Consider the following 16,653-nt stretch of genomic DNA (forward strand, 5'->3'; position numbering starts at 1 on the left):
CACTCCTTCATTTTCACAACAAAATAGGGTTCCCCTGGCCAGGAGAACCCTATTATACACTTTATTTTTATATTGGTAAATTATAGCATAAATAAGTTTTTTTGTCAAGTTTTCAGCCTACTACCACTCCGACACTTTGTATATTCTCTGGCAGGAAAACCGTAATTATATACACAAGTTTTTGAATTATTTATCCATTCTTTTTTGAGCAGTATTAGTATCTTGAGATACTGGTATATGTTCGGTAGCTCTAGATAAACCTGTTTTTGGCATATTAACATAGATTGCTTCAGATGCGCCTTTTTCTATTTGATACGTTTCGTGAAAAACACCGACACTCCCATTATCTTTAATCTTATTATTGTATGATTTCCAAGCATTTGAATGATTTTTTCCGTGGGCATAGCTTACTAATTCATCGAATCCCTTCCAGTATTGAATTAAGACCACCTTTCTCCAACTAAAGAAGAATTCTGTATGTAAGAAACCCCATTGCGGGTTTTGATACAATTCTTTAATCATAGGCCCCATAGCATTAAAAACGGGTATCCACTTCCAAAATTTTAATAGATTATTAATACGCATACCAATAATAAAAACAACAAACTCTTGATCCTTGCTATTGGCTATATGCCTGCCGTTAAAAATTTTAGCCCCCACTTTAATCCCCCTTTTTTACTGAACATAAATCATGCGCGCTTCCAAATAAACCATAACACTTTTCCATTAATTTTCCAATCACTTCAACATAGATTTTATGAAAGGCTGTATTTAATAATAAAGGGTATTTATTTCCTACCTTTTTATTATTAAATTTCCTTTTCACCAGGAACATTTTCATAATATATTTCAATAACGGTAGCATTTCCGCCCCCTTTCTAAACAGAATATTTTTTGTGAAATTTCCATCCCATTACTACTCAGCCAATTTGTATATTCTTCGGCAGGAAAATTGTCGATACACATCGAATGTTCCAAATTATAACAATACAAATGGAGGTCAATATGAAACGATTCGTCATTATTACCGTAGGAAAAACACACAGCGGAAAAACTACATTTGCTAAAGAACTAGAAAAAAAGTTACCTCACTCTTTCGTTATGGATCAAGATAACCAAGCAGAATTTATTAACAAGCATTATGAAAAATTACAGCCGGATGAAGGCCCAAATACATTTAAACACGGTCTTTCAAAATTCATTGTTGATTATGCAAAAGAACATACGAGTTTACACCTTATTATTTGCAACTCCAATAGAAGCCGCAACGGCCGAATGTATTTGTTAAATGAATTGTTCCAGAAAGAGGAATATGTACGCATACTCGTTCATTTTGATATTCCAGATGATGTCCTTTACGAAAGAGTTGCTCGAAGCACGCGAAGTACGAATATTTTTAGAGGTAATTATTGTAGTTTCAAAGAAGTACTTGATCGACAACAGTCTGAATCACTTCACGAAGATGTGGTAGATCCTATAGAAAACGAGGCTGATTATTTGTTTGTTATTCGTAATAGTAAGGATGTAAACTCTACTATAGTAGGAATTGTTCATCTAACTAAAGATCTCTCCCCTACCGAAAAATAATAGACTATAAGAATTACATAATGATAGATTATTATGCAAATACTTCCTCTAGACATCCTACATGGTATATAATGATGTAATAATCTATTTTTATATGCTCAATTTTACACAATAGAGTGCATTCATAGGAAAGAGGTACAAAAATATGAAAACAAAACAAACAATTGCTGCGTCTACACTAGCTTTAGCAATGATTGCTGGCGCAAACTCTGCCCATGCAGAAGTAACTGATGCTACTCCTCAGCAAAGTACGGGAGATCGATTAGCTGAAATTAAGCAACATAGACAAGAGTTAGATGCGAAATTGCAGCAGCACAAAGAAAACATGGATCAAAAGTTGAATGAACTTAACCAAGTTAAGGAAAATGTTGATACGAAGGTTAATGAACTACATGAGCGTAAACAAGTTGCTGATGAAAAAATTAACGAAATGAAACAACGTAAAGAAGAGTTAGATACAAAACTGCAGCAAGACAAACAAATCGCCGAAGATAAAATCGCTGAAATGAAAGAGCATAAAAAACAAGTAGAAGACAAAGTTGCTGAAGTTAAAGAACATAAGCAAAATATCGATAATAAGGTTAATGAGATTAAAGAACATAAACAAACTGTCGATGAAAAAGTGAATGAAATTAAGCAACATAAAGAAAACATCGATCAAAAGGTTAATGAACTTAAGGAAGTTAAAAAACAGGTAGATGAAAAATTAGCTGAGTTAAAGAAAGCAAAACAAACTGCTGAGGACAAACTTGCTGAGCTAAAAGAAAATAAGCCGAATACTGGGAACACGTTAGAGGAACTTAAGAAAATTAAAGGCAATTTAGATAGCCTTTCCGCTAACTTAGAACTAGCTAAACAAGATGTAAAAAACAAACTAGCTGAATTACAAAAAGCTAGAGAAGATTTACTAAATAAAATAAACGAAATAAAACAATCGAAACAAACTGTTTCAGATGATTTAACAAAGAAAAAACAAGACTTAGATATTAAAATCAACGACTTTAAACACACTGAGAAAAAAATTGATGACAAATTAGCTGAGATACATACAACAAAGCAAAATGTAGATAACAAGATCAATGAAGTATCTCAATCGAAACAAATAGAAACAAAGACTGGTCCTACAAATGCAAACAATAATGCTAAAGAACTTCCTAACGCTGGTAGTGAGCAATCAAACAATATGGCTTTAGGTATGTTATCTGTATTAGGCGGCGTTTTATTAGTAACACGAAATAAAATTAAAGCGTTATTCTCAAAATAAGGCCCTTATAACTATATTTTATAAAAAAGACAACCGCACATTTATGTGCGATTGTCTTTTTTCTTTATATTAACTTCCCATCTCTAAGCGTCAATATACGATCACATACATCAAGCATTCTTTCATCATGTGTAATCATAATTGCTGCTTTTTGGCTTTCTTTCACTTCACGTTTCATCATTTCTACGACTTCACGTGCACGTTTTGAGTCTAAGCTTGCAGTTGGTTCATCTGCTAATATTAAGTCTGGGTTGTTCATGAACGCACGAGCGATTGCGACCCTTTGTTTTTCCCCGCCAGATAGTTGATTTGGATAATGATTTTTTCTTTCTCCTAATCCAAATGCCGCTAATAAATGATCCGCACGCTTTTCTGATTCTTGTTTGTTTTCTTTTTTAAGCTTTGCAATATAGAGCAATTGTTCTTTTACATTTAAATATGGAACAAGATTTGCGAACTGGAAAATGAATCCGATTTTTTTCAAACGAATATCTGTCATTTCCTTTTCTGATAGCTTCGTAATATTTTGCTCACGAATGTAAATATCCCCTTTTGACGGTGATAATAAAGCACCCGCGATTGATAATAACGTACTTTTCCCTGAGCCAGAAGGACCGACAATTCCGATAAACTCTCCAGCTTTCACATCAAGCGACATCGGATGAAGGGCTGTTACTTCCGTGTTCCCTTCTCCGTACACTTTACTTACTTTGTCTAATTTTAATAATGAAGTCATTACATCCCGCCTCCAATTGCTTCTAATGCATCAACTTTTAATACTTGGTATAACGAAATAAGTGTTCCTAAAATACTAATGACGATAAAGATTGCTGCATATTGTGCAATCATCGGTGTTGTTAATAAGAATGGCATACCTGCCGGTAAAATTTGTTCTAATCCTTGTACAAGAACAATACTGATTACCATCGCAACGACTGATAAGAATAACGCCTGTACGACTAAGCTATTTGCTAAATAAGAGTTCTTCGTACCAATTGCTTTTAATACACCTAATTGCTGTGTTTTTTGCAGTGTAATGACGTAGAAGAATACACCGATTAATAACGCAGCGATAACTAGTAAGAATGCAATGATCATCGTTAATGTCCCTTGCTCTTCTTTAAATCCTGGAATACTTTGCAGTACTTCTTTTTTGTCAATTACGTGTGCATTTTTAATCTCTTTATCTGTGTTAAGTGCAATTGCACTATAATCTTTTTGGTTTGGTTGTGAAATAGATCCCCATACGTCTTCATTTACATAAACGACTGGTGTATGGCTAAACATTTGATCTTTTGTAAATCCAACGATTGTAAATTCTTTCTTTGAAACAGGATCAATAATTGTATCCCCAATATCGATTCCTTTTTCTTTGATAGATTCATCAGCAACCATTTCGTTGTTTGCTGTACCTAATTTCTCACCTTTTACAATGTTCGGTTCTAAAAATGAATCACGTTCACTTGAGAAAATAGCGACATCCACTTTTTTCGAACTATCTTTCTTTTCATAAGTTGAAACTTTCACACGAAACGGAACGGCCTCTTTCTCGCCTACTTGATTTACTACGTTATCTACATCATCTTTCTTAATTTGTGAACGAAGTAATTTATTTTCCGCATCATCTGCTAAAACGAACTTATTTGCCTCCATATTTTGAATCGATGAAGCATTATCATATGATAGTCCATTTGCCAATCCTGAAATAACAAGGACTAAAAATGATAATAACACCATAATCAGTCCGATTAATCCGTATCTTAATTTTGATTGTTTTAATTCACGCAGAGCTAAAAACATTTCGCTCGCTCCTTCCTCTTTCTTTCTATGCACTTATCATAAAAAAGAAATATGAACGGAATATGAACAGAAGATTACAGAGATAAAGATTTAATTTTCAGAAAGTATTGAAAATAATTAAAATCCTTGATACAATTCAGTCAAATAATCTTGACCGAGTAATTTCATTTAAGGAGTTGATCATTTTGAAGCCCATGTTCACACTAACTACTTATAGCCAACTAAAAGCAATAAGCGATCCACTACGTGCCGAAATGATGATGCGTCTATGCGAACGTCCTTATACAGGACAACTGCTATCTGAGAAATTCGGCATTTCAAGGGCGAAAATTCATTATCATTTAAAAGAATTAGAGAAGAATGGCCTTATAGAAATCGTATATACAGAAGAAAAGAATGGCATCATTCAAAAATTTTATCAATCTGTTGCTAAAGGCTTTACCCCTGCCGCAGAACTATTACCTCATGTAGAAATATTAAGCGAATCAGGTCGCCAAATATTTTTACAAATGACAGAAATGACGAAAAGCCATATTCTCGCTGCACCGGAAGAAGCTTTTATATTACGAGAAGTAAGTGAAGACCCAGCTGAATGGAATTACGTTTCATCTTGCTGGGAGTTTGATGCCACGCCAGAACAATTTCAAGTGTGGATGAAAAAGTTTTATGAAGTGATGGATGAATTAAACGAGATCACAAAAGATGCAGATAAAGATCCAAATAGTAAATCTTATTACATTTCTACTACTGCACTACAAATCGACGAACGAGCAATGCAGCGCTTTGTGAAAAAAGAAGAAAAATCGTAATACGATTTTTTTTATACAAACGGTCAAATTTATTTTACCGAATAAATTTACCCGGCAGTAACGGGCAGTAAGAATCCCCCTGAAAATTCAACTGGAGCAAAGAAGTTAGATGGGAGATTAACTGCCCGTAAATGCCCGATTGGTTCAACTAATAATCAGTGGGGATAAACCTCCCACTGATTAAAGTTTCACTTTATTATAAAGGAGTAGATTAAATGGACGTATTAAAAAACCGGAATTTCCTCTTACTGTTTTTAGGGAGAATTTTTACAAACATAGGAGATAGTTTGTATTATGTAGCAGCGATGTGGCTCGTATATGAGCTGAGTGGTAATCCTTTTTATTCTGGATTGGCTGGTTTTCTTACGCTATTACCTTCTGCACTTCAATTTCTTACTGGTCCATTCGTTGATAGATGGTCAATTAAAAACACCCTCGTCATCACACAAGTTCTGCAATGCATCCTTATATTAATCATTCCTATTACACACTACTTCGATCTATTAACAGTTCAACTACTACTTATCATCATGCCCATCGTAGCCTTTATCGAACAATTCGCCTATCCTGCACAATCAAAAGTTTTACCACTTCTACTGAATAAAACACAATTATTAAAAGGAAATTCACTCTTTTCATTTGCGTATCAAGGCATTGATTTAATTTGCACGACGCTTTCTGGCATATTAGTAGCACTACTTGGCGCCATCACTTTATACGTAATCGACTCTTTTACATTCGCGATTACTGCCCTATTATTCTTTTCATTGAAAATACCAAACCAAACCGAAACGGTCACATCTCTTTCAACTAAACAATATTTCACTGATTTAAAAGAAGGGTTTTCAATCGTCTTTCGTTCATTAATGGGCGCCTTCTTAATCGGTTCAGTTGTCGCTAATTTTTCAATCGGTATGACAATGGCGATACTCCCTTCTTACGCTGATTCTTTAGGAGGCGTGAAATCATATGGTTTCTTCTTGGCTGCTATATCAGCAGGTAGTCTCATCGGTGCATTATTCAGTTCATGGGTTGGCAAACGTAATGTTGGCCGTGTCTCCATTATTAGCTTTGCGACTGGCGCTATCTTTTGGTTTCTCTCTACGATTGTACCGTTTCAATGGCTATCTATTTTCTTATTCGGCCTAGCTTGGATTCCAATTGGTGCGACCAACATATTATTCGCGACAATTAGTCAAATTGCAATTCCAAATCAATATCTTGGACGCATCAATTCAGTGATGCGAAGTATGGGCACAATTGCTATGCCGTTCGGTTCCTTAATTGGCGGATACACCGCAAATGTATTTAGTAGCCAACTCATTTTTGCGCTCGCTAGCATCGGAATTTTATTTATTTCTCTCGTATGGCTACTTCATCCGAAATTACGAGCATTGCCGAAAGCTGATGAAATTACAGCGGATACTTTTGGGGTTCGGTTTAAAGTAGATCGCGGGAAAGGTGCGGCTTTATAGCAAACTAAACATAACCCCGTTCTAAATTGGGGACGGGGTTAAAAATATAGTTATTTCATTTTGAATGTAAAATACTTCACTAAAAATATAACAATAAAGTCGTTTGAATATCTAAATTTTATTCAACAATAGCACCAACTATAAAACGTTCAATTATCGATTTGATGGCCAAGACCCCTGCATTTTCCTTAATTGAATAATTTGGCCTGTATGATAAGCATCATGAAGCATGATGTCCAGTAATTTCCCCTCAAGTGAATTTTGTTCAAGCTCTTTTTCGGAAATTGCACCTAATACCTGTCTTAAATTACGCTGAGCATTTTCAGAACGTTCGACGACTTCCTTCCATTCCTTATCATCATTAGATTGCTTAGTAAGATAAAAGGTGTCATTACCGTCAAGATTATGTGTCCATTCACGGCCTTCCAAGTTTGCAGCAAGCCTCTCTTTATAATAAATGAGATGATTAACGCTCTCCCAAATGGTATTCGTTGCCTCACCATATGGTTTCCACATAGCTTGTTCGGCTGTAAGTCCTTCTATAGCATGTTTAAATGGTGCATACCAGCTCTCTTTATCGAATGTTGAATCTAGTGTATTTAATAACAAGTCAATTTGTTTCAAAGTAATTTCCTCCCTACACGGTTTAAGTTTTAATAAAATCCTTATAACTCTGTAGAGATTCTACATGTTTAAATAAACTTCCTCCTGATCTTACTCCACAAACTCGTCCGATTATGTAATGAAAATGACTCACATTTTTTCACTTTACACGTATACTAGCGACAAAAAAGAAGAGGCTGTTCCCAAACAGCCTCTTCCATCTATTTCGGAAGCTCCACCTGAACAGTAGTCCCTTCCCCTTTCGTACTATACACTGAAACGTTTCCCTGATGCAGTTCCACAATCTTCTGCACAATCGATAATCCTAAACCGCTACCTTCTACGTTTCTTGCCCTTGCTGTATCTACTTTGTAAAAACGATCAAATATACGTTCCATTTCTTCTTTTTCCATACCGATTCCGTTGTCTGATATAGAGATCATAATGCTCGATTCTAATTCTTCTACAACAAATTCAATCGTTCCAGCATCGTTCGAAAACTTAATACTATTCGTAAAGATGTTACTCCATACTTGATGAAGTAAGTTTTCATCACCTTGTATAGCGATATCCGGCACATCAAACTCAACAGCGATATCTTTTTCACGCCATTTCCATTCGAGCATAAAAATGACGTCTTTAATTTGCTTCTGCAAATTGAATTCTTTTATTTGTAGTACTTTCTCCTCTTTATCTAATGAAGCAAGCGTAAGTAACTGTTTACATAAACTAGACATCCGCTTACTTTCGCCCTCAATAATTTGTAAGTAATGATTTCTTTCTTCTTCACTCATCTTTTCTGTTTGCAACGTCTTCGAAAATCCTTGTATGGAAGAAAGCGGTGACTGGAATTCATGTGAAACGTTCGAAACGAATTCTTGTCTCATTTCATCTAGTTCTTTAATACTTTTCGTCATCTTTTGGAAGCTTGTAGATAACGTTCCTATTTCATCTTTTCGTTTTACGTCTAATTCAATTTCATATTTACCACTCGCGATTTTTTGCGTAGCCCTCGTAAACTTACGAATTGGACGAACGATATAACCTGCTGCAATCGCTATAAAGATAATACTTAATAGTACGATAAATCCAAGTAATACCGCTAAGAAAATTCGCATCTCACCAAATTGGTTCTGAATGTCAGGACGAATAAATAAAGCGTACTGTTTATCACCGTGTTGTACTGGTACACCGACACTATTTATTAATTCATTATCGAAAAAACCGGTAATAAATAGGCGAGTCGGATATGTAGAAACGCCATTAAACGTTTCGCCATTCAATACTTTATGAACGGTATCATCACTTATTGTCGTCTTACGAAACGCATTACCGATACGCTTTCCATTCTTTTGATCATCGACAATATAAATTTCATACCCTAGCTTCGCAATAGAATGTAAGTATGCTTCTTGATTTTCTTCACTTTGCTTTTCATATAACGATTTAACTTCTTCAGCATACTTTAAAATCTTTTCACTATTATACGGTTTTAACTTCACTTGATAATATACGTTCGTTAATAAAAAGCCGATAATACTACTAAGAAGCATAATACCGACTGTCATAAAAACAAATCTAGAATATAATGATTTCATTTTATTTCAACTCCAACTTATACCCGAGTCCGCGCACCGTCGTAATTTGAAAATCATCCGTTCGTTTTGAGAAACGATCTCGTAGCCTCTTCACATGAACATCAACCGTTCGTTCATCTCCTTCAAAGTCCATTCCCCATACTAATTCAATTAATTCTTCTCTCGAAAATGTTCTTCCCGGATAACTAGCCAGTTGTGATAACAATTCAAATTCTTTTAATGGAAGCAAAATCGTTTGACCGTTACACTTTACTTCGATACCTTTACGGTCAATTGTCGTTCCGTGTAATGTTATTATGTCAGCGCTAAGCATTTGATAACGACGCAATAATGCTTTCATACGGAAAATGACTTCAGCTGGCTCAAATGGTTTTACAATATAATCGTCCGTACCAGCAATGAATCCTTTTTCTTTATCAACTAACTGATCTTTCGCAGTTAATAAAATTACTGGTATATCATGATACTTCCGGATTTCTTCACATAACGTATAGCCATCAACAAACGGCATCATAATGTCTACGATCGCAAGGTGAATATTCTCTTTCTCTAATACGCCTTGCGCTACCTTTCCATCTTCTGCTTCAAAAACTTTAAACCCCTCTTTTTGTAAATGGTAATGCAACAATTCTCTAATATGCTTATCATCATCAGCTAATAAAATATGTATCATCTTCATTAAACCCTCTCTTGTTCATCCTTCTACATCCTTACCTTAAGAAACAATTGGATTTTTTGCAAGAAAAAGAAAAAGAATCTATTTTGAAAAAAGATTATTCAAAATAGATTCTTACGTTTTAGTATTAAGATTATTTTAATGAAAAATAATTTCTAAGCTTTAGAAATATCAACGAATCCTTCTCCAAATACGTCACGAACATCGTGGATAGCGATGAACGCAGCTGGATCCGTAGTTTGAACAATCCTTTTTAGCTTCACTACTTCTTGCTTATTAATAACAACATAAAGAATTTCCTTCGGAGTTTTCGTGTAATAGCCATGACCTGAGTACACCGTAACCCCTCTGCCCATTAAGGTAGTTACCTTCCCAGCTATTTCATTCGGGTTATCAGAAATAATCGTAATGGCTTTCTTCGGATTTAAACCTTCAATTACAAACTCCATCACTTTCGTTGCTACATATAGCATAATAATTGTTATCATCAGTTTTTCTGCACCAATGATGAAATAAGATGAAAACGCAACAATTAAATCGAAGAACAGTAAACCATAGCTAATGCTCCATCCTAAATATTTATGCGTCATCCTTGCTAAGATGGTAGTACCTGCAGTTGTTCCACCAACGCGAATAATAAGACCAATCCCGCACCCAATAAATATTCCTCCGAAAATGGCATTTACAAGCATTTCATCCGAAGCAATCGTCCAGCCTTCTGTCAAATGAAGAAATAGCGAGTTCGTAACTACAGCGATAATCGTATAAATTGTTGTAATCTTATTTAAAAACTTATAACCGGCTATTAACAAAATCGCATTTAAAATTAAGTTAACTAAGCCCGGTGACCATTCAAATAAGTAGTACGTAATAATCGTGATACCTGTTACCCCACCCTCACCAAACTCGTTCGGGATAACAAACAAATTAACACCTAACGCAAAAAGAAATGCACCGATAATAATAAAAATAATGTCTGTCGTTCTTTTTTTCATACAGTACCTCACTTCTTATGTAAATATTTATTCTGTCATAAACTCTCACCATTATATCGTGGAATATTCAAATCGAACAGTGGTTTATTTTTATTTTAATATAGGGTAATAAATCAACTTCATCCTACATCCACAAGTAATTAAAAAAGTAAAACAACTGTATTTATTATGTACTACAAATAAAGTTTTGATTTCACATACAATTGATGCTTAAAATGAATATGAACACTCACTCGCACTAACTTCGAATACAAAACAAATAGGCGAAGCTATAAAATAGACTTCGCATCAAGCGTGTGATCATAGAGATTCATATGAGATTTTATATTCATAATTTCCGAAAATAAATTTACTTATCTTTCTCCATATATTCTTTAATCTTTCGTTCTTCCCACTCTTTTCCGAATATCCCAAATGGAAAAGTTGTCAATCCGTGTATAACGATACCGATCCCCCAACCTGCAAGTGGATATAAAAACCATAATTTACTTGAGTCAGAGCTTATATTTATAATAAAAAGCATTAAGTTCACTAGTATATACACCGTTAAATGAATGTAAAACGCTTTTAAATTCTCCATTCTTTTTTAGCTCGTAAATAAACCTCATCTTGCTCCATATATAAACACCTCTTTCATCATTGTATTTTTTAAATTCGCTCCGATTTAAACATCATATTCTAATCAAAAATCTCTTATTCTCAAAAATTCACAAAATAAAAAAGATCGTCTTCATTTCAGGAAGATTGCAGGTGCTAGCGGATACCCTTTTTTGTTCGTAGTACGATACCTTGTAAAAAAATTGAAAAATCAAATTTCACAATAGAAATAAAACCTTTACATCTGTATAATAAAATTAATAGCGATATTTTAATACAGAAAGGTCTTGGTAACATGCTAGGTATCGATGTCAAAAAAACAGATGGAGAATTAATTATTTCATGGCAACTAGCTAAGATTCAAATTCCATTAAGTGAAATTATTGAAGTTACAGAAGATGAAACCTATGCTGGTGTAGAAGAAGAAAACGTAATCCGAATTGGAACAGCATACGCTACAACAGACCGGATTTTAATCAGAACAGTAAAACAAAATTATCTATTATTTACGACCAATAAAGTCTCAATTTTGAATAAAATCAATGTATAAGCAATAGGATAAAACACTTGTCTATATGGGTTTATTCGATTCAACTGTATACCCGCATTTTAAAAATTATTATAGATACAATGATGTAAAAATAAACAAAAAATACCCAGCAAATTGTCATACACATGATCATTTGCTGGGTACTAAGGGATACATTTGTTAATTACAGAATTCTAATTAAGACCAAATCCAAACATCATCATTATTTTCAACGTCGCTCTTTACCTCATGAACCTTTTCAATATTGTCTGTTGTGTTCCAGTTAATAGAACTTCCGCCCCATCCAACATACTTCATATCAATTTTTACTTTCTCACCCGTATGAAATACTTGTCCCTCTGTTAAGAAAACATCAATGATAACCTTTTTCCCGTTTAACGATGGATACTCAACTACGACATATTTAGTAGAACCGTTTCCTTCACCTTCCATCGTTCCCACTTTTGATATTTCCCCAATCACATAATCAGGAGTACCATCTTCTTTCATGTGCATGCCTAATTTATTTGAAGTACTTTCAACTGTATTTGCAATCATATATTCCGTGAAATTACGCATCATAGATCCAGTAACTTTTACTTCATCCCCTACTTTCACATTTGAAAGAGAATCTATATACACACTAACAGGTTCTTCATATTGCTTTGATTTTACGACAATTACACCTTTATCTACTTCTATTACTCGTCCTTCTAACGTCGAGAAATTCGATTCAATAGAAGCGGCACTCGCTTTTGACAGTTCTAATCCTGGTAAATTTGTTCCTGATAATGCTGCGATACCTAAAGCACCTGCTAAAATTAATTTTTTCATACCCATATGTAACCTCTCCATTCATGATGATTATATTTTTTGATTGGATACGACCAACCTGTAACTATTATAGTTACAGGTTGTGTAAAATAGCAACCATCTTTCTTATGCAATGTTGCATACTGTAATTTTCAAATGCAATTCAACACTAAGACTGAATTCTTGAATACCAGCAGGTAAACAGATTAATGATGCAGAAACTAAAGTCATGCATCATATTTTTTCAAAGCTACAATTTGTATAGTTGTAGTCCATTACATTATGTAGGAGCGGAGTTAACATGTTAATAAAACCAAACAGATTACAGTCAGGTGATATCGTGGCAACAGTAAGTCCTTCATGGGGAGGCGCAGGTGATTCTGAGATAAGATGGCGGTATGAACAAGGAGTTAAAAGATTAGAAGAAGTTTTCGGTCTTACCGTTATTCCAATGCCAAATAGTTTAAAAGGTAGCGAATTCGTTTATAACAATCCACAGGCTCGTGCGGAAGATTTAATGACAGCTTTTAAAGATACGCGTGTGAAAGCAATTATTGCGAATATTGGCGGTGAAGATAGCATCCGCTTACTTCCTTATATAGATTTTAATGTGATCCGTGAAAACCCGAAAATTTTTATGGGGTACTCTGACGTTACCGTTTCACACTTGTTTTGCCATAAAGCAGGAGTTTCCTCTTTTTACGGCCCAGCCATTTTAACTGATTTTGCCGAAAATGTACAGATGGATCCATATACAATTGAAATGGTAAATCGAACTCTCTTTTCAAATGAAGTTATTGGCGAAATTCAACCGGCCCATGAATGGACGAGTGAGCGTTTAGAATGGATTGAAATAAATAAGGATACAAGACGTACGATGCAACAAAACAATGGATATGAACTACTTCAAGGCTCCATCACTGTACAAGGGCGTTTAATTGGTGGATGTATAGAAGTACTCGAATTTGCAAAAGGAACGGAGCTTTGGCCTGAGAAAAAACATTGGGAAGATAGTATCCTTTTCTTTGAAACTTCTGAAGACCATCCCGAACCAAGTTATATAAAGTATTGGTTACGAAATTACGCAGCGCAAGGCATTCTCCAAAAAGCAAAAGGGATCATTTTTGGTAAACCAAAAGACGAAATGTATTATGAAGAATATAAACATGAAATACTGCAAGTTATGAAGGAACACAATTTAGAAGATTTACCGATTCTTTATAATTTAAATTTTGGCCATACCGAGCCAAAGTTTATTTTACCTTACGGCGCGTTGGCAGAAATTGATTGTGAAAATGTATCTTTTTCTATTTTAGAGAGTGGCGTGGAATGAATAAAAACACTCCTATGAGATATGTCTGTGAATTGGTACTTTTTAAAAATATATAATTTGAGGGAGATTACGTGTATGGAAGTAACATTTACAGTAAGTAAATGGGATGAAAAACCAATCGATGATACTAAAAAAGATTTCCCTATTAATATTGCACATGTCGAATATGATATTGATGGTGAATTAAAAGGAAAAGCTTTTGTTGAATACTTCTTATATTATTTAGACTCAAATATAAATGATGGTCACTTAGCTACTGCTAAAATTTCTGGATTTTTACACTTTGAAGGAATTTATAAGGGGCGACAAGGGACATTTACAGCTATAGAGCAAGGAATATTTGATAAAGGAAATTTAGATTCCCCAGGAACAATTATTAAAGCTACTGGTAACTTAGAAAATCTGAGAGGGTCCTATAATTATCAGTTTACAGGTCAAACCAGTAAACTAATTTTAGAGTTGGAATTTTAGCAAAATATCCAATAATTTAGTGGAAAGGACATTTCTTGTAATACTAGGAATGTCCTTTTTGTTGACGAGCTTATTCAACTATTCTTCTATTAGTTAAGAAAGAACAGAGTATATTACATAACGTCTTATTATTAGTATTCAGCAATGCATAAAATTTTCGTTATAGTGGAATGAAAAATCTAAGCCCGAAAGACATGGCCCCCACCTACTCATTACTTTTCCTACTAATTAAAGAATAATCCCCGAAAAACTACCCTTCATAACTTCCTTTCCACCCTGATTCCTACATATAAACATCGCCATAATCTTTGTACGATTTTTTTCATCAGGTTCAAATTGTTCAATAGTTACGTCACAGCGAATCGTATCACCGCTAAAAACAGGACGTACAAATTCAAAATCCATCTTGCGAGCTAGTACATTATAATCACCGCCAATTTTTGTAGGCAATGTTGATGTTAACAGCCCTTGTACAACAAATCTCCCCTGCTCATCTGGTGTAACATGATGAACGCCTTCATCTTTCGATACTTCTGTAAATAAAACAACATCTTCTTTTGTAAAAGTTCGTTCAAAAGTGATTTTTTCGCCTACTTGCAATTTTATCCATACCCCTCCTCAAAAACACTTTTAAAATAAGAAAAACCGAAACTATAATCATTTCGGTTTTTCAATCTAAAGAAGTCTATTTATCCCGCTTTAATAGGCAGTAAGACCCCCACCTCAAAATTCAGCGAAAACAAAGAAGTTAGGTGGGGGTCGGGCTGCCCATAAAAGTCCGATTGGTGAGGGCTAATAATCAGTGGGGGATGAAGAAACCCCCCGCTGATTAAAGTTTCACTTTATTTTAAAGAATGTACAAACAATCCACTGCGCAGTTTCGGTTCAAACCACGTTGATTTTGGTGGCATTACTTCCCCAGCGTCTGCGATTGCTAATAAAGCTTCCATTGATGTCGGATATAATGCGAATGCTGCTTTATATTCCCCGCTCTTTACAAGGCGTTCTAGTTCTTCTAATCCGCGGATTCCTCCGACAAAATCAATACGTGAATCAGATCGCGGATCATGTATTTCAAGTACTTGGCTTAATAAATGATCTTGCAGAATAGATACATCCAAACCTTTAACGAGATCATTCGCATCAAACGTTTCCTCTTTCACTGTGAGCTTATACCATTTCTCGTTTACATACATACCAAATGTTTTCGGCTCATTTGGTTTATACGGAAAAACAGGTGCTTCTTCTACATAAAAGTATTGCGTGATTTGCTTTAAAAACTGCGCTTCTGATAACCCGTTTAAATCTTTCACAACTCGGTTATAGTCCCAAATGGATAATTCATCATGAGGGAATAAAACAGATAGGAAGAAATTAAATTCCTCTTCCCCTGTGTAATTCGGATATTGTTCTCTTCGCATTAGCCCTACTTTCGCCGCTGATGCTGAGCGGTGATGCCCATCTGCAATGTACAAGTTAGGGACATCTTCAAATAAGTTTACTAAACTTGCAACTACTTCTTCATCAGCTATTTTCCACGCAACATGCCTAACGCCGTCTTCTGCTGTAAATGTATAGATTGGCGCATGTTCTTCTTTCCAGCTGGAAATGAAACGCTTTATCTCTTCTTTAGTACGATACGTTAAAAAGATAGGACCGGTATTTGCATCACACACATCTACGTGGCGAATGCGATCTAGTTCTTTTTCATGACGCGTTCTTTCGTGTTTTTTAATTGTATCATCTTCATACTCATCAATAGATGTACAAACGACAAGGCCTGACTGTGTTCTTCCTTGCATCGTCAGTTCATAAATGTAAAGCGCTGGCTCTTCGTCTTGAATGAATACTTCTTCTCTTATAAATCGATTTAAATTTTCACCCGCTTTTTCATATACACGATCATCGTACGGTGAAAGCGCCGGGTCTAAATCAATTTCTGCTTTATCAACGTGTAAGAAAGAATACGGATTCCCTTTTACAACCTCTCTTGCTTCTTCACTATTTAATACGTCATACGGTAAAGCTGCAACTTCCGCTGCTTTTTCTTCTAATGGACGAATGGCCCGAAACGGTCGGATTTTTGCCAAGTTCCTCTCTCCT

17 protein-coding genes and 1 pseudogene are annotated in these 16,653 nt (G+C 34.9%); 7 read left to right on the forward strand and 11 right to left on the reverse strand.

Annotated features, from left to right (window positions below; translation table 11 throughout):
• Nucleotides 1-186: 186 nt before the first annotated feature.
• Nucleotides 187-660, reverse strand: a complete 474-nt coding sequence (locus FS742_RS08440; RefSeq protein ID WP_144611948.1) for a DUF4188 domain-containing protein — start codon at nucleotides 658-660, stop codon at nucleotides 187-189.
• A gap of 345 nt (nucleotides 661-1,005) precedes the next feature.
• Here FS742_RS08440 and FS742_RS08445 point away from each other — a divergent pair, with 345 nt between their 5' ends.
• Together FS742_RS08445 and FS742_RS08450 are read left to right on the forward strand one after the other, a co-directional pair.
• Nucleotides 1,006-1,587: an ATP-binding protein gene (locus FS742_RS08445; protein ID WP_144611949.1), complete on the forward strand. Its 582-nt coding sequence runs from the start codon at nucleotides 1,006-1,008 to the stop codon at nucleotides 1,585-1,587.
• 145 nt (nucleotides 1,588-1,732) lie between these two features.
• Complete coding sequence (locus FS742_RS08450) at nucleotides 1,733-2,851, forward strand: LPXTG cell wall anchor domain-containing protein (protein WP_144611950.1); 1,119 nt, start codon at nucleotides 1,733-1,735, stop codon at nucleotides 2,849-2,851.
• A 64-nt stretch (nucleotides 2,852-2,915) separates the two neighbouring features.
• On the opposite strand, the gene FS742_RS08455 is transcribed toward FS742_RS08450, so the two are convergent.
• A complete protein-coding gene (locus FS742_RS08455; protein WP_000202604.1) occupies nucleotides 2,916-3,587 on the reverse strand; it encodes an ABC transporter ATP-binding protein in 672 nt (223 codons plus the stop codon).
• On the reverse strand, nucleotides 3,587-4,651 hold the full coding sequence (locus FS742_RS08460; RefSeq protein WP_000477765.1) for an ABC transporter permease: 1,065 nt from the start codon (nucleotides 4,649-4,651) through the stop codon (nucleotides 3,587-3,589). The genes FS742_RS08455 and FS742_RS08460 overlap by 1 nt, the downstream gene beginning before the upstream one ends.
• Nucleotides 4,652-4,836: 185 nt before the next feature.
• Between FS742_RS08460 and FS742_RS08465 the strand changes: the two genes are divergently transcribed.
• Together FS742_RS08465 and FS742_RS08470 are read left to right on the forward strand one after the other, a co-directional pair.
• Complete coding sequence (locus FS742_RS08465) at nucleotides 4,837-5,460, forward strand: ArsR/SmtB family transcription factor (protein WP_144611951.1); 624 nt, start codon at nucleotides 4,837-4,839, stop codon at nucleotides 5,458-5,460.
• A gap of 215 nt (nucleotides 5,461-5,675) precedes the next feature.
• On the forward strand, nucleotides 5,676-6,935 hold the full coding sequence (locus tag FS742_RS08470) for an MFS transporter (protein ID WP_144611952.1): 1,260 nt from the start codon (nucleotides 5,676-5,678) through the stop codon (nucleotides 6,933-6,935).
• Nucleotides 6,936-7,088: 153 nt separating this feature from the next.
• Here the strand turns inward: FS742_RS08470 and FS742_RS08475 are convergent, their stop codons facing one another.
• From FS742_RS08475 to FS742_RS08495, 5 genes and pseudogenes are all read right to left on the reverse strand, one after another.
• Entirely contained in the window at nucleotides 7,089-7,559 is a 471-nt protein-coding gene (locus tag FS742_RS08475; RefSeq protein ID WP_144611953.1) for a DinB family protein, read from the reverse strand.
• Nucleotides 7,560-7,759: 200 nt separating this feature from the next.
• Nucleotides 7,760-9,136: a sensor histidine kinase gene (locus tag FS742_RS08480; protein ID WP_144611954.1), complete on the reverse strand. Its 1,377-nt coding sequence runs from the start codon at nucleotides 9,134-9,136 to the stop codon at nucleotides 7,760-7,762.
• Nucleotide 9,137: 1 nt separating this feature from the next.
• Entirely contained in the window at nucleotides 9,138-9,815 is a 678-nt protein-coding gene (locus FS742_RS08485; RefSeq protein WP_097843142.1) for a response regulator transcription factor, read from the reverse strand.
• Nucleotides 9,816-9,967: 152 nt separating this feature from the next.
• The gene (locus tag FS742_RS08490) at nucleotides 9,968-10,807 is read right to left on the reverse strand and encodes a YitT family protein (protein WP_000747488.1); all 840 of its coding nucleotides are present in this window, start codon (nucleotides 10,805-10,807) and stop codon (nucleotides 9,968-9,970) included.
• 349 nt (nucleotides 10,808-11,156) lie between these two features.
• Nucleotides 11,157-11,425 (reverse strand): annotated as a pseudogene (locus tag FS742_RS08495) (2TM domain-containing protein).
• Between the two features lie 274 nt (nucleotides 11,426-11,699).
• Here FS742_RS08495 and FS742_RS08500 point away from each other — a divergent pair.
• Complete coding sequence (locus tag FS742_RS08500; RefSeq protein WP_144611955.1) at nucleotides 11,700-11,954, forward strand: SunI/YnzG family protein; 255 nt, start codon at nucleotides 11,700-11,702, stop codon at nucleotides 11,952-11,954.
• 177 nt (nucleotides 11,955-12,131) lie between these two features.
• Here FS742_RS08500 and FS742_RS08505 read toward each other — a convergent pair whose 3' ends face one another.
• Nucleotides 12,132-12,773: a hypothetical protein gene (locus tag FS742_RS08505; RefSeq protein ID WP_144611956.1), complete on the reverse strand. Its 642-nt coding sequence runs from the start codon at nucleotides 12,771-12,773 to the stop codon at nucleotides 12,132-12,134.
• 274 nt (nucleotides 12,774-13,047) lie between these two features.
• Between FS742_RS08505 and FS742_RS08510 the strand changes: the two genes are divergently transcribed.
• Nucleotides 13,048-14,079 carry a S66 family peptidase gene (locus tag FS742_RS08510; protein ID WP_144611957.1) on the forward strand — a complete coding sequence of 344 codons (1,032 nt, stop codon included), beginning with the start codon at nucleotides 13,048-13,050 and terminating at the stop codon, nucleotides 14,077-14,079.
• 75 nt (nucleotides 14,080-14,154) lie between these two features.
• Complete coding sequence (locus FS742_RS08515) at nucleotides 14,155-14,550, forward strand: DUF3224 domain-containing protein (protein WP_144611958.1); 396 nt, start codon at nucleotides 14,155-14,157, stop codon at nucleotides 14,548-14,550.
• A gap of 228 nt (nucleotides 14,551-14,778) precedes the next feature.
• Here FS742_RS08515 and FS742_RS08520 read toward each other — a convergent pair whose 3' ends face one another.
• Both FS742_RS08520 and FS742_RS08525 read right to left on the reverse strand, forming a co-directional pair.
• Nucleotides 14,779-15,156 carry a hotdog family protein gene (locus tag FS742_RS08520; protein WP_144611959.1) on the reverse strand — a complete coding sequence of 126 codons (378 nt, stop codon included), beginning with the start codon at nucleotides 15,154-15,156 and terminating at the stop codon, nucleotides 14,779-14,781.
• Between the two features lie 236 nt (nucleotides 15,157-15,392).
• Nucleotides 15,393-16,640, reverse strand: a complete 1,248-nt coding sequence (locus FS742_RS08525; RefSeq protein ID WP_144611960.1) for a DUF1015 domain-containing protein — start codon at nucleotides 16,638-16,640, stop codon at nucleotides 15,393-15,395.
• Nucleotides 16,641-16,653: the final 13 nt, after the last annotated feature.

It is taken from the genome of Bacillus cereus (assembly GCF_007678085.1).
In the GTDB taxonomy this organism is placed as follows: domain Bacteria; phylum Bacillota; class Bacilli; order Bacillales; family Bacillaceae_G; genus Bacillus_A; species Bacillus_A cereus_BE.